Source organism: Amycolatopsis sp. (genome assembly GCF_036008905.1).
In the GTDB taxonomy this organism is placed as follows: Bacteria; Actinomycetota; Actinomycetes; order Mycobacteriales; family Pseudonocardiaceae; genus Amycolatopsis.
The window spans coordinates 20,020-45,815 of record NZ_DASYMU010000185.1; the positions used below are offsets into that span (position 1 = coordinate 20,020).

Consider the following 25,796-nt stretch of genomic DNA (forward strand, 5'->3'; position numbering starts at 1 on the left):
GTCAGCCGTCTTCGCGCAGCGGCGCACCTGAAATGGTCGGAGTGGCTACCGCGAATTTCCAGCCGATCGCTTCACCGGCGGCGAGCACGCGCTCTTGGACACCTTGCAGCCGGACGTCGGCTTCGCGCAGTATCTGCGCGGTCTGTTCCAACTCGACCTGGGTAGGCGGGCCATCGCTGACGGCGAGCCGGAGTGCGGGCGTGGCCTGGACCGGCGGGCCGAACGGCTCCGGGTACTCGAGGCCGCGACGGGCGTATTCGGCCCGGAGTTCCTGGTCGGTGTTCAGCAGTGCCGAGTTCCATTCGCGCTGGTTGGACGCCCACGAGCCGATCTGTTCCTGATCCACGGGGCCGTTGCTCACCTTCGCGAGCATCCGAACGCCGGGCACAGCGGGCACAGCGGGTACGGAAGCCTCCCGTGCCAGGAACTTCCTGGCTTGGGCAGGCCTGAGTTCGCCCCGCACGGTCTTCATCGCCAACCGTCGCGAGGCCGCGGGCGGGCCGCCTTCACCGCCGCCGCCGTCGCTGGGCTTGAAGTCCACCGCGAGCTTCCGCGCGACTTCGGTGTTGTGGTCCTCGGTCTTCACGAAGTTCTTCGACATCAACAGCAAACCGTCGGACGTCGCCTGCAGGACGTCGGCCAGCGCGGTGACGCCTTCGACGAAATTCGCCTTGTTGGTCAGGTAGCCCGGCGCGAACTTCTTCCCGGCATCGTCGTTGCCCCAGACGCCGTCGTACCCCGAAGTGTCGGAGTTGACCTGCTGCCCGAGCCGGCTGACGTTCTGCGCGACCTGGACGTACTCTCCCGCGTTCTGATCCAGACCGGGAGTGTGGACGAAGAAATCGGAAGAGGCCATCGCTAGCTCCGGTCCATCACGCTGTCGGCGGTCCTGGGTTCGAGCGGCATCATCGCCTGGAGATCGGCCTTTCCGGCGACGAGATCCTTGGCGACCACACCAGGCGGCAGGATCGGCGACAGCAGCGACGCGGCTTCGTCGAGCGCCTTCGAGCGCGCCTCTCCAATAGTCGAAAGGATGGCGGCGGCAAGCTCGGCCGGGGCCATGCGTTTGTAGGCGCCCGACGGAAACTTGAGATCGGTGACCTCGCCTTGGTGCCCGACGGTCACCGAAACCACCTGACGGGGCGACGTCGCGCTGTACGAAATCTCGCTGAGCCGACGCTGCAGTTCCCCCAGTCCGGCCCGCTGTTCGCGGTACTTCGCGAGGGTCTGCTCGATCTGCTGGTCGTAGGGCGCTGACACGGCAAGTCCTCCTTGGTGGTTGCGATGGGAAGTCGGTTGGGGTATTCGGCGGATCCAGGTTTCTGGTGGGTGTGCGGCCAGCGGGAAGCTGGGCCTTCGAGACCCCCGACGAACTTCCGATCGTGACCACTTAGTGCGCTGTTGTGCCAGTTCAGGGCCTCGGCGCCGGTGGAGCAAGTGATCGGGGTCATCACTGGTGTGCCCGTGCACGAGGTCTACCCGAAAGGTCAGCCGACCGAAGCGAGCCCTTCGTCCAGCGACACTTCCCGCTGCACCATGCCGCGGAGATCCGCCGACGCCAGCGTGCGCGAAGACGCCGTGAGCGCCAGCCTGTCCGCCAGGCGATGAGCGGACCACACTGTGCGCTCGTCGGACGCCGAAAGCTGCTCGACCACGGCTGTCCTGACGTCGTCAGGCACCATGTGACCTCGGCGTTCGAGCCGGCGCACGGCGATCTCGGCGAGGTCGGCGACGCTGTATTCCTCGATGTCCCAAGCCTCGCCGAACGATTCCCCGAGCGCGGGGACCAGCTCGAACAGCGGGACCAACGTCGTCTGCTCGCCGAGCATGATCACCACCAGATCCGCCGCGTGCCGACGCATTTCGTGCGCGAGCGCCTTGGCGATCTCGGTGCGGGAATCAGCCGAGTCGGCGGGCCATTCACCGTCGGCGTCCACGACGAGCACGCCACCTTTGGCGTCTTCGAACGCCTTACGTACCAATGCTTCCGCTTGACCTGGCCACTGTGGACGGAGATCTCCGGCGAGCGACACGCGCACGATGTGCCCGCTGCTGACCAAATCCAACTCGGCCAAGCACTGCGTGTACAGCCGCGCGACCTCACGACGGCCGCTGCCCGGCACTCCGCCGAGCACCACGCTGGCCTGGCGCCCCCACGGCTTCCGCCGCTTTTTGAGTTCGCACAAGCGCATCAGGTTGTTCCCGGCGGACTCACGCACGTCGTCCAGCCCGGCGAGGCTGTACAACCGCCGCCAGCCGTGGCTCACCTTGAGCGCACCCGCGGGATCGACATTGGCGTCTGGGTGTTCCTCCGGCGTGCCGGCACCGTTTTCCATCTCGACCATTTCGGTGCCGAGGTCGGCCGCGGTCAACCGACTCAGGTCGGAATCCTTGGCGGGCGGCGCCATCGCGAGTCGCGAAGCCTGGTTGCTGACCATCGCTTCGAACAGTTTCCGCGCCACGCGGCCGTTTCCGAAGGTCTGGTTCTTCGGGACGCGTTCGAAGTAGACGGTGAGCGCCTGCACGGCGTCTTCGGTCAGCTCGTAGTAGTGCTTGCGGACAAGGTTCGTGGTGATCGTGACGAGCTCGTCGACGCTGTAGTTCGGGAACTCGACGGTCCTGGTGAACCGCGATGCGACACCAGGGTTGGAGGCGAGGAACTTCTCCATCAGCTCCGAGTACCCGGCGACGATGACGACCATCTCGTCGCGGTGGTCCTCCATCATCTTCATCAGCGTGTCGACGGCTTCCTGACCGAAGTCCGGGCCGGTCGTGCCGGCCTGGCTGGTCAGCGTGTACGCCTCGTCGATGAACAGCACACCACCGAGCGCCTTCGTGACGACCTCGGTGGTCTTGATCGCGGTAGCACCGATGTACTGCGCGACAAGATCCGCGCGCGACACCTCGACCATGTGCCCCTTGGACAGGATGCCGAGCTCGGCGAGCACCGCGCCATACAGCCGGGCGACAGTGGTCTTACCGGTTCCGGGAGGGCCCGCGAACACGAGGTGGCGGCTCATCGGCGGCATCGGCAGGCCCATTTCGAGCCGCCGCTGGGTCATCTTGATCAGGTTGATCAGCCCAGTGACCTCGCGCTTCACCCCGCTCAGCCCGACCAGCTTCTCGAGGTCGGCGAGTGGGCCCTCGACCTCGGCACCCCCGGCTTCCCCGAACGTCTGCTGCTGTTGCTGCACCACGACCGGTGCCACCTCGGCAGTCGTAGCCGAACCGTCGGTCGTCAAGTTGTCGATCGACACCCGGTCGTGCTCGAGCGGCCGGTTGACCGCCTTGCCGGCGTTTTCCTTGACGACACAGTGGTTGACAAGCACGGGCTCGCCGGTGTCGAGCAGCAAGCCGTCACCGGCGCTGCCGTTGACGTCGCATTCGGTCAGCGAAGCCCGCGCGCCTTGCTCCAGCGCGATCCCGTTGCGCCCGGAACCCCTGACCCGGCAACGGTTCGCGGTGAGCGAGCCACCGGAGACCACCTGGATCCCGTCGGCCGTCGACTCGACGATCTCACTGTCCTGAATAGACAGTTCAACCGTGGCGCCGACCTGGATCCCGCCACCGCGGACGAGCGCCGAAACAAAAGTCGCCTGAGCACCACCAGTGAGGAGAACGCCGGTTTCACCATTGGAGGTGATCCGCGCATCGATGACCGTGACCTGCGAAGTCTCCGAGACGTCCAGCGCGACGGCGTTGCCGATCTCGACGGTCGCATCGGACAGTGTCAGCTCGCTCCGTCCTTTGAGGACAATCCCAGGTCCCAGGGTCGAGCGCAGGCGCAGCCCGGAGAACTTCGGCGAACTGCCATCGTCGACAGCGATCGCAACGGGCGATTCCTCGACGACACAGTTCTCGAACTTCGGCGCCGACTTGCCGGTGACCTGGACGGCATTGCGCCCGGCACCGGAGAACGTGCAGCCGCGGAACGTCGGCGTCGCCCCACCGGCGATATGCGCGGCCTGGACCTGCGCACCGGTGAACTTCGAGTCCGAAATGGACAGTGGGCCGCGGCTCATCACATAAAGATCGAGGTTGACGCTTTCCCGCACGGTCAGCCCGGTGATCGTGGCGCCGCCCTGCTGCTCGACGACCATGGCGGGCTTCCCCGCGCCGATGATCGTGCACTTGTCGAGCACCGCGCGGCCTTCGCCGTTGATGCAGATCCCGTTGCCCTTGGCGCGGTTCACCGTGCAGCGGCGCATGATCAGCGCGCCCGTCTCGGCGACGACCACCCCGGACGACGCGAGCTCGGTGACCTCGGTGTCCTCGACCGTGCTGGTTTCCGGCGAGGTGACGACGATGCCGGCGCCACCGGAGTTGGTGATCTCGCATTTGCGCAGGACCAGCGCGCCCTGGTTGCGCGCGAGCAACGCCGTCCAGGACGCGCCCGCGATGCGGCAGGTGTCCATGGCGACCTCGCCGCGCGGGATGTCGACCGCGGCGAGTTTGTCGTCATCGCAAGTCAGCACGATGCCGTTGAGCTGTGCGGCCTCGGTGTTGAACACCATCACACTGCCGGTGCGGGCGTAGATCTCGACCGTGCCGAGACCTTCCTCCGCGGTCAGCGTGACCATCTTGTCGACGACGACGTTTTCGACGTAGCGGCCCGGCAGCAGGCTGATCATCGCGCCGGGCTTGGCCTGCGCGATGGCGGCGTTGATCGAAGAGAAGGACCCCGGGCGGTCACTCCCGACCACGAGTAGCTGTCGGTTCATCGCTAGTCCCCTCTCCTACGCCAGGCCTGGCAGTGCTTGGAACCGGGCGGCGGACGCCTTGCCAACCCGCTGCTTCGGCGAGGCCTCGGCCCACTTGTCGGCGCAGCGCCGCAAGGAGGCCATCGCCAGTTCGTCGAGGGAGATCCGGTTCGAGTCGACGCGGCCGTCGGCGTCGATCTCGCTGGAAGCCAGCTCCCGCAACAGGATCTGGCCGCGGACACCGGTGGTGGGCTCGACCATGTCCAGCACCTTGAAACTGGTGCCGGGGATGAACAGCACGCGGTCTTCGGTGCGGTCGTCGTCGGGCTCGAGGAGCTTCGTGCGGCGCGCGGTCATCGACCACATCAGCACGTCGACCTCGCCTTCCTGGCTCGAACACGGTTCGATCAGCGAGTTCGCGAAACCCCACTCCGTGAACAGCCGCTTCTCTTTGTACAGCGCCCACTCGGCTTCCGTGGGCGAAACGGTGAAGATGGTCGCGCCGCGGTGGGATGGGAGACGGCTCAGCCCCGCGACGACACAGCGCGCGAACGGCACGTGCGGCCCGACGGTGGCGGTGCGAAGTGCCTGGTCAATGGCCACGCCCTGCTCGGAGAGATACAGCCGGACGGCGACGGCGTCGGTCAGCACCTCGGCCGAAGACCGGGAAAGTGCGCCCTGGAAGCCCGGGTGTTCGGAAAGGACCCGGGCGATCCCGTTGGCCATGACCCCGAACTCGTGGCTCAACGTCTTGCGCAACCAGGCCCGCTCGTCGTCGATCCCGCGCCGGGACAGCAACGCGGAGGCCTCGGGTGACGGCGTCGGCTGGACCCGCGCTTCCGCGACCTCAGCTGGAACCTCGGGAGCTGCCACAGGCTCCGGAGCCGGCGCTTTCTCGACAACGACGACCGGCTCAGGCTCGGGTACGTCGACAACGGGCGCCGGGGTCTCGGGGAAGAAGTCCCCACCGGTCGGCATCGACGCGCTTTCCAGCCGAAGCGAGATCGGCGACAGCGGCGCGGCGGGCTCGGGCAACGGTTCCGGTTCGGCGGCAGCCTGGACCTGCACCTCTTCGGCCACAACTACTGCCGGCGCCTCGATCGCGGAGGAAAGCTCGATGGGCTCGGCCTTCTCCACCTGCACCGGCTGGGCGGGAGCCACCGGGGCCACCGGCAGCTCCGGAGCTGTCTCGATCGCCAGCTGCGGGAAGCTCGTCTCGATCCCGGCCAGCGCGGGCCGCGACACGCGCACCGACGAGGTCCGCAGCGCCGACACCGGCGCGAGCTTGGTCGCGAGCCGCGTCGAATAGTCCAAACGGCCCAACACATCTTCGGCCAGCATCCGCATCCGGGCCGCCTGCTCCGGGTTCTCGGCTTCGAACACGAGCAGGTGCTGAGCGGCATCCGACGGTGTCGACCGGACGATGGCAGCGTTGCCGGTGTCATTGGTGGGCCGGACCCACAGCCCGGCCTGGACGACCTCGATCACGGCGTCGAGTGCGTACCAGTACACCGCGGGCGCGAGTTCTTCCATGCCGAACACCGGGCGCCGGTGGCCACGCAGCTCGGGGACGGGGTTCGCGTCGTCCTGGCGCGGCTGGTAGGCGAACTGCTGGGCGAAGGTGTTCCAGCCGAGGCTGCCGTCGGTGCGGACGGTGAACACCTCGGGCTCGTACGCGGTACCGACGGGCATTCCGGTGTAGCAGATGACTTCCTCACCGAGCAGGTTCGCCAGCGCCTGGCCGAGGGTGACTCCGTGCGGCAGCCGCATCGGGCCGTACTGCACGAACCGCACCATCGGGCGGATGTTCTCCGGCAGCCGGACCCAGAACCGGGCGACGTCGTCGAGCGAAAGGTGCGGGGTCCCCGGGCTGCCGAGGACGATCGCGAGAACTTCGGGCTGGCAAGGCAACCCGGTGATCAGCCGGGTGCGGGCCGCGCGCAGCGGCGCTTCGTGCCCGACCGGGCGGATCCACACCCCACCGGGAACGGGTTCCGCGGCACCGATCGAACTGGTCGCCCACATCTCGGCCACGAAGGAGGAATCCCAAGCGGGACGCGGAAAGCGCTTCGCCTCCCACTGCGGCGGACGGCCGGGCCGGAAGCTCACCCAGCCACTGCCGCGTCCGGAGTGGACGAACAGCGAGCCGCCCGCGCCGCGGACGACGGCACCATCGGGGGCGACGACGGTGCGGCCGAGCCGCTCGGAAAGCCACTGCCCGGCGAGCGCGGTCGTCTCCCTGGAACGACCGCCGATCACCAGCCGCACCCCACGCCGCCCGCGCGGCAGCGTGTCGGCCAGCGACTCCCACATGCTGATCGGGGAGTTCGCGGGCAGGTCGACCACGACGATGTCGTGCTCGGGGTCCTCGGCCACCGACATCGCGAGCGACTGGGCTTCGTTCGTCATGGTGTCCGTGGCGTGCACCACCATGGCGTTGCCGACGGTGTGCCGCGCCAGTTGCACCTCGGGCACGGATCGATTACGGCGCCGGTTCAACGGAGACCTGGCTAGTGGCGACATCCAGCTATCCCTTCTCACTGACGCCGACAGCGGCCCGCGATAGAACCGGGCCGGTCGGCAAAGCGGCGAGCACGTCGGCGGACACCGGGGTCGGCGCCACCCCGCCGAAGCCCAGTGCGTCGATCGAAGCGTTGTCCGGTACGAGGTACTTGATCCCCCGGTCGGTGATGAGGTAGCGGACGGGCAGTTTCTGGCCCTGCGGCACGGGTACCGCGGCGGCGAGCATCCCGGAGTTCGGCGCCATCGTCGCGCCGGACCCGCCGGTCATCGGCCAGCCCGCGTTCGGCGTGTCGGCGACGACCACGGCACTGCCGACCTCCACGCCGACCGGGTTCTGGATCAGGCAGACCACGCCGAGGCCGACCTCGACGGGCTTCGCCTTGAGGACATCGGGAATCCGCTGGGTCAGCGTCTTGTCGGCGGACTTCTGCGCGTCGACGACCGCGGCCGCGTCGATCCCGACCGGCGGCCGGTCGGCGTGGCGCGAGGCGAGCAGCGCGAACTCGGTCTCGGTCACCGGGGACAGGCCGTCCTTGCGCAGGACGTAGAGCTGGTCGGTGCCGTTCACGTTGCGCTGCCTGAACAACTGCCCGATTTTGCGCGGGCTGCCCGCGACCTCACCGCCAGGCTTTCCGTCGTCGGCAATGGCCGCGGCGGACAGCGTCGGGCCTTCGGGCAGCGCGTTGAGCCACGCGTCGGGTGCCAGCGGCGGCGGACCGGTCGGGAGGCCGAGCGCGATCGCTACGCTGTCGTCGCCGAGACGGTGCTTGACGTGGTCGATGATCAGGTAGCGGACGTTGCCCGAGGAGAGCACGGAAACGTAGGTGTCACCGAGCAGAAGCCGCGGCGCGACCGGGACATCGAGCACCATGCTCATCGCCGCGGCCTCGCCGGGTCGCCCGTTGAGGCAGAGCATCCACGGGCCGTTGGCGAGGTTGCCGGTGGTCGGCACGCTGTCCGGGGCGTCGAGGATGCCCATCGGCGCGCCGTGTGGCAGCCCTTCCAGCGAAGCCCGGGAGATGGTCTTGACGTGCCCTTCCTTGCCCTGGAACAACATCGCGGACGCCTGGTTCACCATCGGCCGGAGCTGGCCCTGGTAGTAGACGTACCGGGTGCCGGTCTCCTTCTCGACCAGGATGGCGCCCTTCTCCTGCCACGCGGTGTTCCCGCCCGGCACGATCAGGCCGTAGACCCAGAAACCGACCCCGACGAGCAAGCCGAGCGCCAGTCCACAAAGGAGCCCGAACCACGATCGGCGGTCCGGCGGTTCCGCGTGCGTCGCGTCCCCGACCACCAGCGCGGACGACATCCGGCCGATGAGGAACTTGTAGGCGTCGACGCGATCCTTCTGGGTCTGCATGGGCTACCTCACCCGGCCAAGCCGCGGGCCCAGGCGTAAACGCCCAGTACCTGCATGATCAGCGGGACGACGGCCAGCGCGGTGAGCGTCTCGAGGATGTTCGCGAGATGTCCCCAGATCGGTAGCAGCCGCCGGGTCGGCGCGCGGGTCGCGGCGAGCACCAGCACGCCGATTCCCAGTAGCAGCAAGACGATCGTGACACCGTGCCATGCGGCGGGCATCTTCACGACCATCGCCAGGATGATGAAGACGAACCCGGAGGCGCCGGAGACGACCACCGAAATCCGTTGCCAGGCACCGAAGAAGTTGCGCGAACGCAGCAGAAGCGCGACGGCGAAGACGATCGGCAGCGCGGTACCGACCCAGCCGGGTGCGTCGAGCAGGAACGGGTAGCAGGCCAGGAAGACGAACGACCCGGCCATGGTGAGGACGTTGAGATAGCGGTCGGCGAACCCGGTGCGCTCGACGACCTCGGTGGCGGGCGACGGCTCGATGTCGACCTGGAGTTCGTCCGCGGTCCTCGGCAGCTGCGGGCCGCGGAGCCGTGCGATGCGGATCGCGATCTTCGGCGCGAAGATCATCATGGCGAAGAACGCGCCCGCGATCAGCGCCGCGGTTTCGTGCGCGGGGTACTCGCCGCCGAGGTGCAGCCACATCGCGACCATCGCGGCGACCCCGCAGACCACCGCGGTGCCGAACGGGACGATCGGGATGCGCGGCGAAACGGCGAACCGCAGGCCCAGCAAGAGGCTCGCGGTGAAGGTCGCGGCGAGCGAGCCGATCACCACGGCCATCGGCTGCAGGGCCAGCGCGCCTTCCATGCCCGCGACGCCAATCGCCCCGGCCACCGCGGCGAACGCACAGGCCGAGAGTCCGGGTAGGACAGTCAGCGCACGGTCTTTCAGCCAACGGCCGGCGCACACCGAAGCGGTGGCGAAGAACAGTGCCAGCACACCCGAAGTGATCGTCGAAGCCAACCCCGACGCGCTCTTGAACAGCACCGCGATGATGGTCGCCACCGTCGCGACGCCCAGGCTCAGGAACATGTAGCGGCTGAACTCGGGGCGCCAGCGGTCGTTCTGACGGCCGATCGCGGTGGCCATGCCGTCGGCGATGTCGTCGAAGTCCAGCTCCGGCATCGGGTTGTCCGCCGGGCGCAGGTAGAGCTGCTCACCTTCGAGCCAGTCCAGGGTTTCCGGTGTGCCGTCGAGGTCGAGCGGCGCCTCGCCGAGCCGCTGCAGGACCCACGAACCGTCCCGCATGGACTCGGCCATCTCCGGGTCCTGCACGAGTTCGGCTTCGTCGACGGTGTGCAGCACCAGCATCGGCATCAGGCTCGCCACCGTGGTGGACGCCGGTACCGCGAGATCCGCGCGGCCGCTGGGGCCGAACACGGTGATCCGGCACAGCTCGGCCGGTTGCGCGCTGGTCATCGCCGCTCCATTCATCGGGCCAGTTCCATGGCGGGGGACGGGACGAACCCGGTCTGGATGAGCTTGATCCCGCGGCGCGTGACCAGCTGGGCGCGGCCGGCGGGCAGCTTGCGCGGCCCGGCCTCGCCGAGGAACTTGCCCTCTTCCTTGGGGTAGGAGAACAACAGGCTCGGCGTGCCGAGCTCCCACAGCCGGCGCAGCACCGGGTCCATCATCGCCCGCATCCCGCCGGAGCTGCTGCGCGCGACGATCAGGTGCAGTCCGATGTGGACACCCTGCGCGAGCAACGGCAGCAGCGGGTCCAAAGTGGACCCATTACCGGCGCCGAGCGAGAGCAGTTCGTAGTCGTCCACGACGACGAACAGCTCGGGCCCTTCCCACCAGTCCCGCTTGCGCAGGCGGTCCGGGCCGACGTCCTGGCCCGGGATCCGCTTGCTGAGCGACACCGACGCCTTGCCGACAAGGTCGCGCAGGCCGTCCGCGGCGATCGCGTAGCCGATGCGGAACTCCTCGGGCACGATCTGGTCGAGATCGCGGCGCGAGTCGCCGAGCAGGATCTTCGCTTCACCGGCCGGGTATCGGCCGATGACCGAGTTGATGACCAGGCGCAACGCGTTGGTCTTGCCGGTTTCGCTGTCCCCGAACACCATCATGTGCGGGGTGGCGCCGAAGTCGTGCCACACCGGGTTGAGGCGCTGTTCGTCCTGGCCGAGGCACAGGCGCAGCAGGTCGCCGGTCTGCTCGGTCGGGAGGTCGTTGACCGGCAACGTGGTCGGGAGCATCCGGACGACCGGCGCGACGCGGCCGGGCCAGAACGTCCTGGACTCCTCCGCGATCGCCTTGGTCGCGGCGGTGAGATCGTCCACCTCGGAGCTGCCGTCGAGCCGGGGCAGCGCGGCGAGGAAGTGGTAGCCCGCCGAGGTGAGCCCGCGGCCGGGCTGGGAGGGGACCGTCGCCGCCTTGCGCGAGCCGACCTCCGACTCCATCGAGTCGCCGAGCCGCAGTTCGTACCGGGTGCCGATGAGGTCGCGCAGCCACGGCCGGATCTCCGACCAGCGGGTCGCGCCGACCACGACGTGGATGCCGAACGAAAGCCCACGTGAGGCCAGTTCGTTGATCTTCGTTTCGAGGTCCTGGTAGTCCTGCCGGAGGGTGAACCAGCCGTCGATCACCAAGAAGACGTCGCCGTGCGGGTCGTCGATCTCGCCGGACTGGCGCAACGCCCGGTACGCGGCCATGTTTTCCATGCCGCGCTCGGTGAACTCGGTCTCGCGGCGCTCCATGATCTGGAGCAGCTCCTCGATCGTCCGGACCACGCGGTCGCGTTCCATCCGGGTCGCGACCGAGCCGACATGCGGCAGGCCGCTGACCGACATGATCCCGCCGCCACCGAAATCGAGGCAGTAGAACTGAACCTCGTCGGGAGTGTGGGTCATCGCGAGCGAAAGCATCAGCGTCCGCAGCATGGTCGACTTCCCCGTCTGCGGCGCGCCGACGACGGCGACATGGCCGTCCGCGCCGGAAAGGTCGGCGACCAGTAGTTCGCGGACCTGTTCGTACGGCCGGTCGACCATGCCGATCGGGACACGCAGGCGGCCGAGCTCGCTCTGGTCCTCGACGGTCATGCCGCGGACCGGGTCGGGCAGAACACTCGGGAGCAGGGTGTCGAGGCTGGGCGACTCGGCCAGCGGCGGCAGCCAGACCTGGCGCGCGGGCGGGCCGGAACCGGCGAGGCGCTCGATGAGCACGTCCGCCAGACTCGGCACCTTTTCGTTGGGGGTGGCCGGGTCCGGCTGCTTCTCGGGCTTTTCGTCTTCGACGGGCGCGGGGAGCAGTTCGTGCAGGCTCGGGTGGGCGTGCGTGACGAACGGGACGACCTCTTGGATGGCCATCGCAGCGCCGCCCGAGTCGCTGTCCGGGGCGACCGTGGCGTACGGGCCGGAGACGTAAGCACCCTTGAAGCGCAACAGGTTCGTGGTGTCGAGCTTGAGATAACCGTTACCGGGCTCGGAAGGCAGTTCGTATGCCTTCGCGACCCCGATGACACTGCGGGATTCCATCGACGAGAAGGTGCGCAGCGCGATGCGGTAGGAAAGGTGGCCTTCGACGCGGTGGATCCGGCCTTCGTCGAGCCGCTGGGACGCGAGCAGCAGGTGGACTCCGAGGCTGCGGCCGAGGCGTCCGATCGAGACGAACAGGTCCATGAACTCGGCCTTGCTGCCGAGCAGCTCGGAGAACTCGTCGACGATGACGAACAGGATCGGGAACGGCGCGAGCTGCTCGCCGTTCGCGCGGGCCTTCTCGTAGTCGAAGAGCGAAGCATAGCCGCTGGCGCGCAATAGTTCCTGGCGGCGGATCAGCTCGCCGTTGATGGAGTCCTGCATCCGGTCGACCAGCGGCAGCTCGTCGGCGAGGTTCGTGATCATCGCCGAGGTGTGCGGCAGCTTGTCCATGCCGATGAAGGTCGCGCCGCCCTTGAAGTCGACGAGCACGAAGTTGAGGATCTCGGAGGAGTGCGTCGCGGCGAGGCCGCATACCAGCGTGCGCAGCAGCTCGGACTTGCCGGAGCCGGTGGCGCCGATGAGCATGCCGTGCGGGCCCATGCCGCCCTGCGCGGGCTCTTTGAGGTCGAGCTCGACGACCTCGCCGTCTTCGGTGACGCCGATGGGCACGGTCATCCGGGCCCGCTGCGCGTTCCGCGGGCGCCACTGCGCCTGGATGTCGAAGGTGTGGACGTCCCGGATACCCAGGAGGGTGGTGAGTTCGAAGTCGCTCTCGAGTGGACGGTCGACGACGTCGACGGTGCCGCTGGTGCGCTTCGGCGCGAGCATCCTGGCGAGGTTCTCCGCCTGGATCAGGGTGAGCTCGTCGATCTCGGCTTTGCCGACGGCGTCACCGGACGGGAACTCGACCGTTCTGTCCTTTGTGGTCAGTCGCAGCACCTTGGGGCCACCGGCCATCGTGCCGGTGACGTCGAGCAGGACGACGTTGCGCAGGCCGGAGCCGAGCAGGCGGGAGTGCTCCGGGACGGTGCCGAGGTAGGCGACCACCACGACGAACGGCTCGGAAACCCCTGGGGTGGCGGACTTGTCGTGGTCGCCACGGTCGGTGACGTCCGGGCCCAGCAGGTCCATCAGCTCGTCGTGGTCGCAGGCGAGCAGGCGCAGCGGGCCGGCGGTGTCACGGGCGGTCGGGTGCGCGTTGTGCGGCAGCCACTTGACCCAATCCCATTCCGGACGGCTGGCTTCCGGGGTCAGCACGGCGATGCGCAGCTCGTCGGGGGCGTGGAAGGTGACCAGCTGGCCGATGATCGCGCGGACCAGGCCGACCGCCGGGGTGGCGTCGCCGGCGAACTCGACGCTGGTGAAACTCCGCAGCCCCACCGAAGTCGGGATACCGGACACCGTGCGGTAGGTCTCGCTGAACCGGCGTAGCGACACCGACGCCAGCGGCTCGAGGTCCTCGATCGGTTTGGTCGACGGCGGCAGGAATTCGAGCGCGGCGACCTGCGTGCCCAGCCCGATCCGCGCCCGGCCGAAGTCCGGGTGGCTGCCACGGCGTTCCCACAGCCGCGTGCCCATCACGAACGACCAGAGCCAGCGCGGGTCGGGGTTGTTCCAGGCCACGGACTTCCGCTGCTCGTCGGCGGTGTCCCTGGCGCGCTTGCGCAGCTGCGCGATGTAGCGGAGGTAGTCACGGCGTTCGGACTGCATGCGGCGCTTGCGATCCGCGCCCGCCCGGCCGATCTGCGTGAGGCTCATGCAGACCATCGCGGTGCCCATGGCGCCACCCATGACGTACATCATCGGTGAACCGTTGGACATCGAGAACATGAGGATCATCGCGACCGTGCCGATGCCCATCGGCAGGAACATCATCATCGAACCGAAGTCCCGCGACGACGGTTCCGCCATCACTGGTGGTTCTTCGAGCTCGACCTGTCCCTCGGGCATTTCCGGCCCGGCGACGCGTGGGGGCCGCTTGACGGTCACCGTACTCATTCGAGAACCCCCAAGGGTTTGGTGCCGCTCTTGCCCCAGGCGTCGTCGGTCTGCTTCAGCAGATTCGCCGCCGTGCGGGGCTCTTCCTCTTCTTCTTCGTCCGAGTCTTCTTCGGTTTCGACCGGTTCCGGTGCGGGCGGCAGCTCGTCGGTGCACATCGCGGGCGGCCGGTCCTCGACGATATGCGTGCCCTCTTCGCCCTTCTTACGGCGATACGTGGTCAGCTCGGTCTCGGCGGCGTCCTCACCCCACGGTTCGGTCTCGCGCAGCGTGTACTCCGGGGTCAGCTCCTCTTCGGACTGCTCCTTTTGCTTACCCGCCTGGGCGACCGCGAACGGCACGAGGAAAGCGAGCGCGCCCGCCCCGGCGACGAGGTCCCAAGCCGCGGTGTCCTCCTTCTGCTCGGAAGGCTTGACCACGGCCACGCGGTCCACTGTGGACTCATCGGGGACCTGCGCGGGTTGGTCTGTCGATGCCCACGCCGCTTGTTCAGCAGCGGGGGCATCGACGGTTGTGGGATCCCCGACGACGGGCACAGCGCCCGCCCAGGGATCGGTTTCGTTACCCAGCAAGCCGGAGGCGTCCGAACGCTCGGCACCACCGCTGCCCGCAGCGGCGTTGGCGCCCGGGAGACCCGGCATGGCCGAACCGGTCGCGCCCATCACGGGAACCTGGGACTGGTGCTGTTCCGGCGAAGCCCACTCGGCGGGATCGGCGGCGGGAGCGTCGATGCCATGCGGGTCGCCCACACCGGCCGTCTCGACTCCGGACCACTGATCACTCTCGTTGCCCAGCAGGCCCGACGCATCGGAGCGCTCGGCACCACTGCCACCGGCGGCGGCCGCGGAACCCGGCATGCCCGGCGATCCAGGCGACATTCCGGGCGTCATGCCCAGGAATCCCGGTGCTTGGTTCGTCGAAGCCCACTCGGCAGGGTCCTTGGCGGGCGCGTCAACGCCACTCGGATCGCCCATGCCCGGGACGTCACTACCGGTCCAAGGCTGGGTTTCGTTGCCCAGCAAGCCCGAGGCGTCCGAACGCTCGGCACCACTACCACCGGCATTCGCACCGGCACCCGGCGAACCCGGCATCCCGGCACCGGGCGAGCCCGTACCCGGCAAAGCCTGTGCCTGCTGCTGATTCGTCGAAGCCCACTCCGCGGGATCCGTCGCCGGCGCGTCAACGCCACTCGGGTCACCCATGCCGGGCATGTCAGTCCCGGCCCACGGCTTGGTCTCGTTACCCAGCAGACCGGACGCGTCCGAGCGCTCAGCGCCACTGCCACCGGCATTCGCACCGGCGCCAGGAGAACCCGGCGAACCCGGCGGCGGCATTCCCGCACCCCGGAAACCTTGCGCCTGCTGCTGGTTCGTCGACGCCCACTCCGCGGGATCCGTCGCCGGCGCGTCGACACCGTTCGGGTCCCCCATGCCCGGCATGTCGGTCCCAGCCCACGGCTTGGTCTCGTTACCCAGCAAGCCCGACGCATCCGAACGCTCGGCACCACTGCCACCCGCGGCGGCACTGGCACCCGGTGAACCCGGCATCCCACCACCGGGCATCCCCGAACCCGCACCCGGGAAGCCCTGCGCCTGACGCTGGTTCGACGTCGCCCATTCAGCTGGGTCGGTCGCCGGCGCGTCGACGCCGTTGGGGTCACCGAGACCCGGAGGCGGTGTGCCGGCCCACGGCTTCGGACCGCCGTTGAGCAGGCCGGACGCGTCCGAACGCTCGGCACCGCTGCCGCCACCGGCCGCACTGGCACCCGGCGAGCCGGGCATTCCACCACCCGGCATTCCCGCGCCGGCACCGGGGAAGGCCTGTGGGCTGCGCTGAGCCGGAGAGGACCAGTCGGTCGGGTTCTTGGCCGGAGCGTCGACACCGCTCGGGTCGCCGAGCCCCGGAGGCGGTGTGCCGGTCCACGGCTTCGTGCCGCCGTTCAGCAGACCGGAAGCGTCGGAACGCTCCGGGCCGCCACCCGAGTTGGCACCGCCCGGCATCCCGCTGCCGGGGAAACCGCTGGGCGCACCGGCGCCACGGTTTTCGGGCATGTTCGCCCCACCGGGACTGCCGCCCGACGCCCAGTCGGTGGGTGCCTGCGGGCCGCTGACCGGCGGCGGGGTGGGCGCGTTCGTGCTCAGGTTGTTCGGCAGCGCCGAAGAACCGGGGAACGGCTTGGGCGCGCCACCGGCAGGCTTTTCGAGACCGGGCAAGCCTTCGCCACTCCCGGGGAACGGCTTGGGCGTGGGCGCCTTGATGTTGTTCGCGGACGGACCGGACGAGCCAGGCGCCGGGGTCGGCACGAACGGCGTCGGCAGGCCACCGCCACCGGGACCGTTGACTCCGCCAGGACCGCCACCACCCGGGAACGGGGTCGGCGCGGGGGCGCCACCGGAGAACGGCGTCGGAGTCGGTGAACCGCCGCCGGGACCACCCGCACCGGGGAACGAAGAAGCTGAGGGGCCGCCACCACCAGGGAATGGTGACGGTGCACCACCAGAGCCGCCACCGGGGAACGGCGTCGGCGCGGGGCCGCCACCGGCACCACCACCGGTCGGAGGCGGGGTACTGCTGAACGCCGTGGGCGGCGGAGTGGAACCGGGGGGAGGCGTGCCGCCTGGAGGCGGCGCCGATCCGGGCGGGGGCACCGGAGGCGGCGGCGCGACGGGCGGCGGTGTCACCGGTGGCGGAACGGGCGGGGGAACCGGCGGGAGCACGGGAGGAGGCACCGGCGGACCGGTACCTGGGCCGTCGAACTGACTGGTGTCAACGGGTTTCACGTCGTCGCGGGTCAGTTTGTACTGACCGGTGAGGTGCCGGGCCACCTCTTTCATGTCCCGCGTCAGCATCGCGACGATTTCGGGTCGCTGCGACACGGGGATCAGGCCGTTGTCCATCGGATCCACGCCCGAGTTCTGGGCCTGCTGCGCGTACCAGACGTCGATGGCGTTGATCTGGTTCTGCGCCCAGATGAGCTGGTTGCCGTTGTTCCACAGCTGGCCGGGGATCGGGTTGATATTGGCGTCACCGCCACCGATCGACTCGGCCTGGTTCTTCACCTTGAGCGCGAACTTCTCCATGAGGTTCAGGAAAGCCTTGGCGGCTTCCCCTTTCCAGGGCCCGTTCTCGCCGGCCAGCGAACGTGCCTGCTGGGAAATGCTTTCCGCGACTATGAGCATCCTCTGCTGGGCGTTGTTGAACGAGTTCGCGGCGTCGAAAAAGGACTGCGGGTTCGCGACCGAGTGCATGGCCGCGGTGTCCGAAGAGGAGATGTTGCCGTCCGCGCCCGGGGGCACGGCGGAACCGCCGACGATCGCGGCTTTGATCTGTTTCCAGTCCCAGCTCTCGTAATCGCCGTCGGCTCCACCGGAGTTGCCGCCGAAGATCCCACCGTTGTCCCCCTCGCGGAAAGGCCCGGTGTTGTACGGATTCGTCATCGCCTCGTGCGCCCCTGTTCGATGAAACCCCGTCTACCGGCTAAAGACCGTTGATGTCGCCGTTGAGTTCCGAGACGTAGGTGCCCAGGTCCGTACCGGTCATCGCGTTGAACTCTTCGACGCTGGTGTACTTGGCGGCCAGCTCTTCCGCGGCGATGGCGATGTCCGCCATCGTTTCGCGGGTGTCGCCGATGAACTTCTGGGTCGTCATGGCGAGCCCGGTCGGTCCCATGATCTTGTCGCGCAGGGTGAACGCCTCGTGGAAACCGCCGGCCGCGATCTTGACGTTGCCCATGTCGGTCCACGACGTCTGCATCGGGTCGACGAGCGCCTTGATGTTGGCAGCGAAGGTCTTCATCGCGGCGGTGCTGACCTCGGTCGAACCGGGTTCGCCGGGACCTTCACCACCGGGGACCACCGGCGGGTCGAAATGCCCGTTGGTGCCGAAGTCGTGGTTCGTGTCGGTGGGGACGTCGTCGTGGACGTCGAACTCGTCGATCTTGTCTTCTTCGGTTTTGTAGGCCTCCCAGGCGGCCCACTCCCGATCCCACTGTGCCTCGTCGAAACTCGGGTTTTCGGTGCCGTCGATGTTGTATCGCTCGTTGCCACTACTGATGAAATCAGTCGGGCCCTTGTCGTAGGTCTTACCGGTCTGAGCATCGGTGTAAGACATTTCTATGCACCACCCCGTCGTCGAATTCAGTGGCCGAGAAGCGAAAACCGTTACGTGGCGCCGGGCTTGGCGCCCGGCCGCCACGTCACAGCGAAATCAGGCGCCACGACCCCACATGCCGGCGCCGGTGTGCTCGACCTGCAGGTAGCCGTTGGAGATCTCGGCGAGGGCGAGTTCCGCGCGGCCCAAGGCTTCCGGCATCTTCGCGGCGGCGGCGTCCCACTTCATCTTGCTGGCGTCGTACGCCTCGCGCGCGTCACTGGTCCATTCCTGGAGGCTGCCGCGAACCTGCGAATCCAGCTCCGACAGCATGTTCTGGATGTTGTGCGTGATGGCGGCCATGTCGTCGCGCACGACGTCGGCCTGCTGGAAGTTGAACTTGTACGTAGCCATGGCGCTTCCTTCGGTGATGGAGGCTCTGGAGAACCTGTCCGAAATGGAGTAACGAGACCGATCAGATACCGCTCAGGCCGCCGGCCCACGCGGAGGCGGTGTTGACCGCGGTCTCTTCGTTCGCCGAGTAGGCGTTCGCGTTGCCACCCATGACCTCGATCATGTGGTTCAGCTCGCGGATGATGATGTCGAACTGCTGCTCCCAGTCGTTCATCGCCTGGCCGAACTTGATCGAGGCGTCCCCGGTCCAGCTCGACTGCAGGGTCACCATCTCCGAGTTGACGCGCTGCATCTGGCCGGTGGCCGTCGACGAAGCCGTCTCGAAGTTGCCACAGGCAGCCTTCATGCCGGGCGTTGTTACGGATACGCTATTGACCGCCATCGAGGGTCCTCCTCGTAAGTATGAAGCGAATGGTGTGCGGGCCCAGCGACGCACTGTGACTCGCTGAGCGCAGCCTGCCCCAGCGATCCGCGCTTCGAGAAGCTTCTAAGTGTTGTCTTGCCCGTTCGACCAGTAAGCCTGCCTGCTTACGCCCTAGAGTCGATGTCATGAGCCTTCAAGCCAAAGCCAGCAAGCTACTCGACCTGCATACCGCGCCTGAGCTGCTCAAAGTGGTCAACGTCTGGGACGTGGTGAGCGCGAAGGTGATCGCGGACCTCGACGGAACCACCGCGCTCGCCACCGCGAGTCACTCGATCGCGTCGTCCTACGGCTATCCGGACGGCGAAAAGATCCCGGTCGACCTGATGATCGAAGCCGTTGGCCGGATCGCCGCCGCGACGGACCTCCCGGTCAGCGCCGATCTCGAAGCCGGGTACGGAAATCCGGGCGAGACGATCCGCAAGGCCATCGGTGTCGGCATCGTCGGCGCGAACCTGGAAGACCAGATGAAGCCGCTGTCCGAAGCGGTCGCGGCGGTCGAAGCCGTCATCAAGGCGGGTGAGGCGGAAGGAGTTCCCTTCGTGCTCAACGCCCGCACCGACGCGTTCATCAAGGTGCGCGACCCGAAGGAGGCCCTCGCCGCCGCGATCGAACGCGGAAAGGCGTACCTCGGCGCGGGTGCCCCGGTGTTCTTCGTTCCCGGCAAGCTCGACGAGCCGACCGTCACCGCGCTCGTCGAAGCGTTGGGCAGGCAGAAGGTGACGGTTATCGGCGTCCCGGGCACGTTGCCGCTGGCGAAACTCGAAGAGCTCGGCGTCGCCCGCGTGTCCTACGGCCCGTTCGCCCAGCGCGTCGCACTGACCGCGCTGGCCGACTTCGCCATCGACGTCATCGGCGGCGGCGCGCTGCCCGAGAACACCCGCGCACTGAACTGAACCTAGGCCTGGAACTCGGCGGCGTGGTCTTCGGCCCAGACGGCGAAGCCACGCGCCGGGTGTCCGGTCAGCGTCTCGACAGTCTGTGTCGTCGGGACCGGCGAGCCGTCGCTGGACTGCCACCAGTCGAGCAGACCGTCCGCAAAGGACCCGGGGATGTACTGTGCCATCTCCTTTTTCCACTCTTCGCGCGTCACCACGTTGACGGCGATGGGCCGCGCTGTCGCCCGCGCGAGATGGCCGATCTGCTCGGCGAAGCTGACCGATTCCGGCCCGGACAACGTATAGCTCTTCCCGCGTAGCGACGGTTCCGTGAGCACAGCGAGCGCTGCCCCGGCGACATCGGCCTCATGGATCGGATCGGTGTGGGAGTTCGGATAGGGCAGGCTGACCGCGCCCGCCGACTTGATCCCCCAGGCCCACCCGAGCGCGCTGCCGGCGAACGAACCCCCTTCAGTGCGGCCGAAAACGTTGCCGGATCCTTGAGGTTGAGCTTCACCGTCGCTACGCCGTCAGGCAGGCTCAGCTTGTCCGGTTCATTGGACGCGGCGCGCACGGCGATACCGCGCCCGTGCAGCAGGTTGATCAGGTTGCGCGCGACAGCGATCAGCCGCCGCCCCCGCCCGGCCAAGGTCCCGCTGACGCGCGAGCTCATCGTCCGGACAGGACTGGCCGTGCTGGATCGGGACGGGATGGACGCGCCCATGCGCAAGGTCGCCCTGGAACTGGACACCGGCGCGGCATCGCTCTACGTCTACGTCAAGAACCGCGAAGACCTGTCTCATGGCGATGCTCGACGAGGCGATCGTGGACGTTGTCCCGCAGTCGTCGTCACGGCGGGTGTCGTGGCAGAAGCGGCTGACGGCATTGATCGACGCCGTTGTAGAAGCCATGTCACGGCATCAGGGGCTCGCGCTGGTCTCCTTCGGCAGCGTCCCCACCAGCCACAACGCGATGCTGATCGTCGAGCGCGTGATCGCCCTGCTGAAGGAGGGCGGACTCGAAGACACGACGATCTCGTGGGCGGTCGACCTGCTCTACCTCTATCTGACCGCGGTCGCGGCCGAGCGGAGCGCGTACAACGACAAGGCGTCCCTCGGCCAGACCGAAGCCGGCAACGTGCGGAAGGTCCGCGAACACTTCGAGTCCCTCTCGGCCGAGAAGTACCCGATGATCGTCGGCCTCGGCGAGCACCTGATGTCCGGCAGCGGGGAAAAGCGCGCGAGCTGGGGACTGAAAGTCCTGCTCAACGGCATCATCCACACTCCGGCCGGCTGAGCTTTCGCGGCCCGAGCGGTCGTCGTGCCGTACCGGAACGGCTGACTTCGAGCGCCGCCTGGCGCCCCCGGCCGCTGGTTATGCTGGCCGTATGACCGCTCCAGAATCTTCGCCGGCCACCACCCGACGAGCCGGGAAAGTGGCACTGGCCGTAGCCGCCGCCGTGGTGATCCTGGCCGTCGACCAGCTGACGAAGTTCTGGGCGGAATCGACCCTCACCGACCGCGCGCCGATCCCGGTCATCGGCGACTTCATCCGGTTCCGGCTGCTCTACAACCCCGGAGCCGCGTTCTCGATCGGCGAGAACATGACGTGGATCTTCGCCGTCCTCGCCGCGGCAGCCGTGGTCGTCATCGCCGTGCTAGTCAGCCGAGTCCGCTCCGGCGCCTGGGCCATCACGCTCGGACTGCTACTCGGTGGCGCGACCACCCACCTGCTCGACCGCCTGTTCCGTGCCCCCGGCTTCGCCCGCGGGCACGTCGTCGACTTCATCGACTACAACAACTGGTTCGTGGGGAACGTCGCCGACATCGCCCTGTTCTTCGGCGCGGTATTGGCCATTGTTTTGACTCTGCGCGGCATCGGCATGGACGGCCGCAAGCACGAGGCCTGAACTTTCGCAAAACGCCCACCGCGTCGGCGGATCGCCAGATACGATCTCGCCGAGGTGATCATCATGAACAAGTACGACAACTGGGACAGACCACTTCCGCAGCTGGGGCCGTGGGAAAAAATCGCCGCGGAACTCGAACGCGTGACTGCCGAGCAGGCACGCGAAAGATTCACCGGCCGCTCGCGAAGTGACTTCGTCAGCGCCGAGGTCGACGGCACCGGAAAGCTGCTGGACCTCGACGTCAGCCCGGAAGCGCTGCGTCAGTCCTACCCGCAGAACATCGGGCCGGACACGATCGAAGCCATCCACGCGGCGAGAGCGGCGGCCGCGAACGCGGGCCAGGCCAAGGTCGACGAGATCCTGGCGGGGGCACACATATGACCCGCATGCGCAGCTTGGACAACAAGGTTCGTGAGCTGGAAGAAAGCTTCACCAAGACGGAAACGGCGGTCGCGAACGCGGGTTCGCAGGTTATCGAGGTCGACATCCCCGATGATCTCGGTGTGATCGAGATGTCCGGCTCCGGCCGGCTCGAGCGCATCGAGCTCGACCTGGACAACCTGCCGTACACCACCGCGCCCGCGCTGAGCGCCGCGCTGCTGGAAGCGATCGTCGCCGCCGAAGAACACGCGGCAGAGACCAGGCGCCCGGCAGCTCGTTAGCCGCCGGAAGAATCGGAGACAATTGTGGGACTAGTCAGGGGAACCAGCTACGGTGTCGTTCCCGATGCGTTGCGAACCAACAAAATCGCCTGGGACCAGGCTGAGGACAACTGGGAACAGTTCGCGAACAGCCTGCGCAACGACGTCGTGATGGGTGACGGCGACATGGGCCTCATCGGCCGCATGGCAGGTTTCCCCAGCGATTACAACAACGCGCGCGAAACCATCCTGAAGACCGTCGGAAATGGCCAGCGTCAAATGCAGGACGTCGCCCACACCCTCGACGACGTCGCCAAGACGTACGAGGAGAAGGACGCCGAATACTACGAGCAATTCGGCTACCAGAGCGACGACGACATGACGGACCGTCGCCTGCCCTAGCCGTACCCGGACCACAACGAAAGAACTGATCGAACAATGGCGGAACGACAGCGGGCACCGTGGCCCGAAAAGAACGCGGACAAGGTCTGGGAACACGCCTCGAAACGTGACCACCAAGGCGCGATGGACACTTGGTACGTCGTCCGGGACCAGCTCTTCGGCAGTGCCGACGCGATGGAAGGCTTCGCCACCTGGTGGGGCCAGTCGACGTTCATGACCAACACCGAAGACGTCATCGACCTGTCGCGCGAGAACCTCGTCGCCTACTGGCAGGGCGGCGGTTACGATTCGTATGCGGCCTACGCGATGAACGCAACAAAGCGGATCTCCCGCAACGAAACGGTGATGAACGAGATAGCGGGCACCTTCGAAGGGTGCATCGACATCGTCTACGACACTTACGCCAACGCGATTGAATTCATGTCGGCCTGTGCCCACGATCTGATCGAGGCGGAAGCGACCACCGTCGAAGAGATCGTCCTGCCGTGGACGATCATCACCAACGTCATCCAACTGCTCAACAACTTCGTGAAGAACATCAACGACCTGATCGCCAAGTCCGTCCGCCAGATGGGCGAACTCCGCGAGAAGGGTGTTTTCCTGGCACGGCAGGCCAACGACTTCGCCGACGTCAAGGAGATGGCCGGAGCGGTGGGGAACCCCGATCTGTGGCAGGTCAAGCCGATCAAGACGGAGGCCTGATCAGCTTTTGTCCGAACCATCACAGGAGGGATGCGCATGTCCGAGGGCTTCATGGAACGACCCGAGGACTCCGCGCGCCGCCTGAACCAGGACGAGAAGCCGGCGGTGGCGGACGACGCCACCGCCGGTTACCTGGAAAACCCGTGGGACCCCGAAACCGTTGCCAAGAAAAAGAAGTCCCGCCGCCCCAAAGCCCGGGTCCGTGGCAAACCCGACGACGACGAATTCCGTATCAAGTTCGACAAGGCCTGGTAGCTCACGTCGTCACGACAAGCTTTCCCTTGGTGTCACCGGATTCCATCGCCGTGTGAGCCGCGACGCTCTCGTCGAAGGCATACACCTGGTCGATGGGCACGACCGCGGTTCCGGCAGCGACGGCGTCCAAAAACCCTTGCAGGACCGCAGCAGGAAGATCCCCGGCATCGCCGCCATAAGCGCTCAGCCGTACACCCCGAGGCAGATACCCGATCGGATAGAAGTCCTTGACGATCCACTCGTTGGACAACATGCCCGTGAAGCACACAACCCCGTGCACCCGCGTGGCCGCCAACGTGTCAGGAAGCGTTGGCGTACCAACGAGTTCCAGCGCCGCATGCACCCCGTCCGGCAGCACAGCACGCACCTGCTTCGCGACGTCACCGTTGTCGATGAACACATGATCGACGCCAAGATCCTTCAACGCCGAAGTCTTACCCGGACTACGCGTAGTGGAGAAAACCGTCATCCCACGCTGCTTGGCAAGAACAGCCGTCGCCATCCCGACTGACGACGTGCCACCACGGATGAGAATCGCCTGACCAGGCTGCGCGTCAAGTCCGATGGTCAACGAGCCGTACGCGGTCTGCAACATCTCCGGCACCGCACCAAGCACGCTCCAGTCAAGCTCGCTCCGAAAGGCGATCACCTGACTGGCAGGCACACAGGTGTACTCGGCATACCCGCCGTCAAACGTGCGGCCCATCCCGCCCATCATCGCGACAACCTGCTGCCCAGCCTCGAATTCCCCACCCGGACACTCAGCCACCACGCCGGTCGCCTCAATCCCGAGCACCCGCGGAAACGTGACCCCGTCCGCCAACCCCGACCGCGTATGCAGCTCAGACCGATTGAGCCCGAACGCCTTGACCCGAATAAGTACCCACCCAAGCCGCGGCTTCGGCACCGATACCTCACGGATCTCCAACGCCTCCGGCACTCCAGGCGCATCCAAGACAATCGCTCGCATGCTGGTCACCTAAACCGTCCTCCCCTTAGCCCGAAGTTTCGCAAGCGTGCCACCCAACTGCTCCAACTCACGCGCCGACAACGCTGCCCCAAACCGAACCTCAAGCTCCTCCTGAAACACCGCACTCGCCTCCGCAAGCACACGCCGCCCCGCCGCCGTGAGCTCGATGATCGACGACCGCCGATCGTCCGGATTGGACCGCCGCACGCAGTACCCTGCCGCCTCGATCCGGTCCACAAGCTTGCTCGTCCCACCCACCGTGATCACCAACTCCCGCGCGATGTCATGCACGCGACAAGGGTCGACCCGCTCGATGACCCGCATCGGCTCAAACCGGGTCATCGGCAAGTCGAAGTCAGCCCGAAGCCGCGCGTCGACGGCGTTCCAGAGCTCGGTCTCGTACCGGATGAGCTCACTAAACAGCCGCTGCAAGTCCGTCACGATGCCCCTCAGTTACCTTCCATGGAATCTACCTCTTGTCCAACATACATTCCATGGAATATAATTGCAATCCACGACGACCGCGGGCCAAGCGAAGGGCGCATGCGGATCAAGGCCCTTCCTGCGGACCACCGGGGCACGTGGTCCCTCACCCGCCCAGCGGTACCGTCGCGTACCGCTCATGCCAAAAAGTGGAGCCGCGAAACTTACTGAGGGGAGCACCAAAAATGAGGCGTATCGCGGCGGGTCTGGTCCTTGTCTTGGCCACGTGTCTCGGTGTCGTGTTCGGTCCTGTCGGTTCGGCCAGCGCCGAACCGACAACCCACCTCGGGCCGCTGTACACCACCGGTGGCCGCACCGAAATGACCTTCATCTGGTACAACCGATCCGTCGGCGTCCAGGGGTACGTGGAGAACTTCGGCCTGAATACCACCACTGTCACGTTCAAGTTCTTCCAGGAGTCGACGTTGCTCGCGACGCAGACCCGCTCCGCGTCGGCCCAGACCAAGAGCTTCAACTTCACCCAGGCGGGCCCCTCGGGAGGAATCACCGAGGTGGACGTCAAGGTGTGCACCGGCACCGCCTGCAGTGACGACTACGTGATCCGCCCCTTCTAGGCGCGCCACCCAAGTCCGTGAAGGCCACATTGAGGGACTC

Annotated in this window: 23 protein-coding genes; 9 read left to right on the forward strand and 14 right to left on the reverse strand. The window is 67.2% G+C overall.

Going from position 1 to position 25,796, the window contains the following annotated elements:
• Position 1: 1 nt before the first annotated feature.
• From VGP60_RS30710 to VGP60_RS30760, 11 genes are all read right to left on the reverse strand, one after another.
• Entirely contained in the window at positions 2–856 is an 855-nt protein-coding gene (locus tag VGP60_RS30710) for a hypothetical protein (protein ID WP_327551634.1), read from the reverse strand.
• Between the two features lie 2 nt (positions 857–858).
• Positions 859–1,260: a YbaB/EbfC family nucleoid-associated protein gene (locus tag VGP60_RS30715; RefSeq protein ID WP_327551635.1), complete on the reverse strand. Its 402-nt coding sequence runs from the start codon at positions 1,258–1,260 to the stop codon at positions 859–861.
• Positions 1,261–1,487: 227 nt separating this feature from the next.
• The gene (locus VGP60_RS30720) at positions 1,488–4,721 is read right to left on the reverse strand and encodes a right-handed parallel beta-helix repeat-containing protein (RefSeq protein WP_327551636.1); all 3,234 of its coding nucleotides are present in this window, start codon (positions 4,719–4,721) and stop codon (positions 1,488–1,490) included.
• A gap of 15 nt (positions 4,722–4,736) precedes the next feature.
• Positions 4,737–7,175, reverse strand: coding sequence for a hypothetical protein (locus tag VGP60_RS30725; RefSeq protein WP_327551637.1), 2,439 nt, complete (start codon positions 7,173–7,175; stop codon positions 4,737–4,739).
• A gap of 52 nt (positions 7,176–7,227) precedes the next feature.
• Positions 7,228–8,583 (reverse strand): type VII secretion protein EccB, encoded by a 1,356-nt coding sequence (eccB, locus tag VGP60_RS30730; protein WP_327551638.1) that lies wholly within the window; start codon positions 8,581–8,583, stop codon positions 7,228–7,230.
• Positions 8,584–8,591: 8 nt separating this feature from the next.
• On the reverse strand, positions 8,592–10,016 hold the full coding sequence (eccD, locus tag VGP60_RS30735) for a type VII secretion integral membrane protein EccD (RefSeq protein WP_327551639.1): 1,425 nt from the start codon (positions 10,014–10,016) through the stop codon (positions 8,592–8,594).
• 11 nt (positions 10,017–10,027) lie between these two features.
• Positions 10,028–14,017 carry a type VII secretion protein EccCa gene (gene eccCa / locus VGP60_RS30740; protein WP_327551640.1) on the reverse strand — a complete coding sequence of 1,330 codons (3,990 nt, stop codon included), beginning with the start codon at positions 14,015–14,017 and terminating at the stop codon, positions 10,028–10,030.
• Positions 14,014–17,454 (reverse strand): hypothetical protein, encoded by a 3,441-nt coding sequence (locus VGP60_RS30745; RefSeq protein WP_327551641.1) that lies wholly within the window; start codon positions 17,452–17,454, stop codon positions 14,014–14,016. Before VGP60_RS30745 ends, eccCa begins: the two co-directional genes overlap by 4 nt.
• 40 nt (positions 17,455–17,494) lie before the next feature.
• The gene (locus VGP60_RS30750; RefSeq protein WP_327551642.1) at positions 17,495–18,127 is read right to left on the reverse strand and encodes a hypothetical protein; all 633 of its coding nucleotides are present in this window, start codon (positions 18,125–18,127) and stop codon (positions 17,495–17,497) included.
• A gap of 96 nt (positions 18,128–18,223) precedes the next feature.
• Positions 18,224–18,520, reverse strand: a complete 297-nt coding sequence (locus tag VGP60_RS30755) for a WXG100 family type VII secretion target (RefSeq protein WP_327551643.1) — start codon at positions 18,518–18,520, stop codon at positions 18,224–18,226.
• Positions 18,521–18,581: 61 nt separating this feature from the next.
• Entirely contained in the window at positions 18,582–18,902 is a 321-nt protein-coding gene (locus VGP60_RS30760) for a WXG100 family type VII secretion target (protein WP_327551644.1), read from the reverse strand.
• 167 nt (positions 18,903–19,069) lie between these two features.
• Here VGP60_RS30760 and VGP60_RS30765 point away from each other — a divergent pair, with 167 nt between their 5' ends.
• Positions 19,070–19,837 carry an isocitrate lyase/phosphoenolpyruvate mutase family protein gene (locus tag VGP60_RS30765; protein WP_327551645.1) on the forward strand — a complete coding sequence of 256 codons (768 nt, stop codon included), beginning with the start codon at positions 19,070–19,072 and terminating at the stop codon, positions 19,835–19,837.
• Positions 19,838–19,839: 2 nt separating this feature from the next.
• Here the strand turns inward: VGP60_RS30765 and VGP60_RS30770 are convergent, their stop codons facing one another.
• The gene (locus VGP60_RS30770; RefSeq protein WP_327551646.1) at positions 19,840–20,157 is read right to left on the reverse strand and encodes a hypothetical protein; all 318 of its coding nucleotides are present in this window, start codon (positions 20,155–20,157) and stop codon (positions 19,840–19,842) included.
• A 463-nt stretch (positions 20,158–20,620) separates the two neighbouring features.
• Here VGP60_RS30770 and VGP60_RS30775 point away from each other — a divergent pair, with 463 nt between their 5' ends.
• The 7 genes from VGP60_RS30775 to VGP60_RS30805 all read left to right on the forward strand — a co-directional run bounded on the left by VGP60_RS30775 (position 20,621) and on the right by VGP60_RS30805 (position 23,728).
• A complete protein-coding gene (locus VGP60_RS30775; protein ID WP_327551647.1) occupies positions 20,621–21,115 on the forward strand; it encodes a TetR/AcrR family transcriptional regulator C-terminal domain-containing protein in 495 nt (164 codons plus the stop codon).
• A 91-nt stretch (positions 21,116–21,206) separates the two neighbouring features.
• Positions 21,207–21,728 (forward strand): signal peptidase II, encoded by a 522-nt coding sequence (locus tag VGP60_RS30780; RefSeq protein ID WP_327551648.1) that lies wholly within the window; start codon positions 21,207–21,209, stop codon positions 21,726–21,728.
• 63 nt (positions 21,729–21,791) lie between these two features.
• Entirely contained in the window at positions 21,792–22,109 is a 318-nt protein-coding gene (locus VGP60_RS30785; RefSeq protein WP_327551649.1) for a YbaB/EbfC family nucleoid-associated protein, read from the forward strand.
• A gap of 5 nt (positions 22,110–22,114) precedes the next feature.
• Positions 22,115–22,390, forward strand: coding sequence for a hypothetical protein (locus VGP60_RS30790; protein ID WP_327551650.1), 276 nt, complete (start codon positions 22,115–22,117; stop codon positions 22,388–22,390).
• A 69-nt stretch (positions 22,391–22,459) separates the two neighbouring features.
• Positions 22,460–22,771, forward strand: coding sequence for a hypothetical protein (locus VGP60_RS30795; protein WP_327551651.1), 312 nt, complete (start codon positions 22,460–22,462; stop codon positions 22,769–22,771).
• Positions 22,772–22,807: 36 nt separating this feature from the next.
• On the forward strand, positions 22,808–23,473 hold the full coding sequence (locus VGP60_RS30800) for a hypothetical protein (RefSeq protein ID WP_327551652.1): 666 nt from the start codon (positions 22,808–22,810) through the stop codon (positions 23,471–23,473).
• A 36-nt stretch (positions 23,474–23,509) separates the two neighbouring features.
• The gene (locus VGP60_RS30805; RefSeq protein ID WP_327551653.1) at positions 23,510–23,728 is read left to right on the forward strand and encodes a hypothetical protein; all 219 of its coding nucleotides are present in this window, start codon (positions 23,510–23,512) and stop codon (positions 23,726–23,728) included.
• A gap of 1 nt (position 23,729) precedes the next feature.
• Here VGP60_RS30805 and VGP60_RS30810 read toward each other — a convergent pair whose 3' ends face one another.
• Together VGP60_RS30810 and VGP60_RS30815 are read right to left on the reverse strand one after the other, a co-directional pair.
• On the reverse strand, positions 23,730–24,698 hold the full coding sequence (locus tag VGP60_RS30810; RefSeq protein WP_327551654.1) for a zinc-binding alcohol dehydrogenase family protein: 969 nt from the start codon (positions 24,696–24,698) through the stop codon (positions 23,730–23,732).
• Positions 24,699–24,707: 9 nt separating this feature from the next.
• Complete coding sequence (locus VGP60_RS30815; RefSeq protein WP_327551655.1) at positions 24,708–25,139, reverse strand: MarR family winged helix-turn-helix transcriptional regulator; 432 nt, start codon at positions 25,137–25,139, stop codon at positions 24,708–24,710.
• A gap of 227 nt (positions 25,140–25,366) precedes the next feature.
• Between VGP60_RS30815 and VGP60_RS30820 the strand changes: the two genes are divergently transcribed.
• Positions 25,367–25,756 carry a hypothetical protein gene (locus VGP60_RS30820; RefSeq protein ID WP_327551656.1) on the forward strand — a complete coding sequence of 130 codons (390 nt, stop codon included), beginning with the start codon at positions 25,367–25,369 and terminating at the stop codon, positions 25,754–25,756.
• The last annotated feature ends 40 nt before the right edge of the window (positions 25,757–25,796 follow it).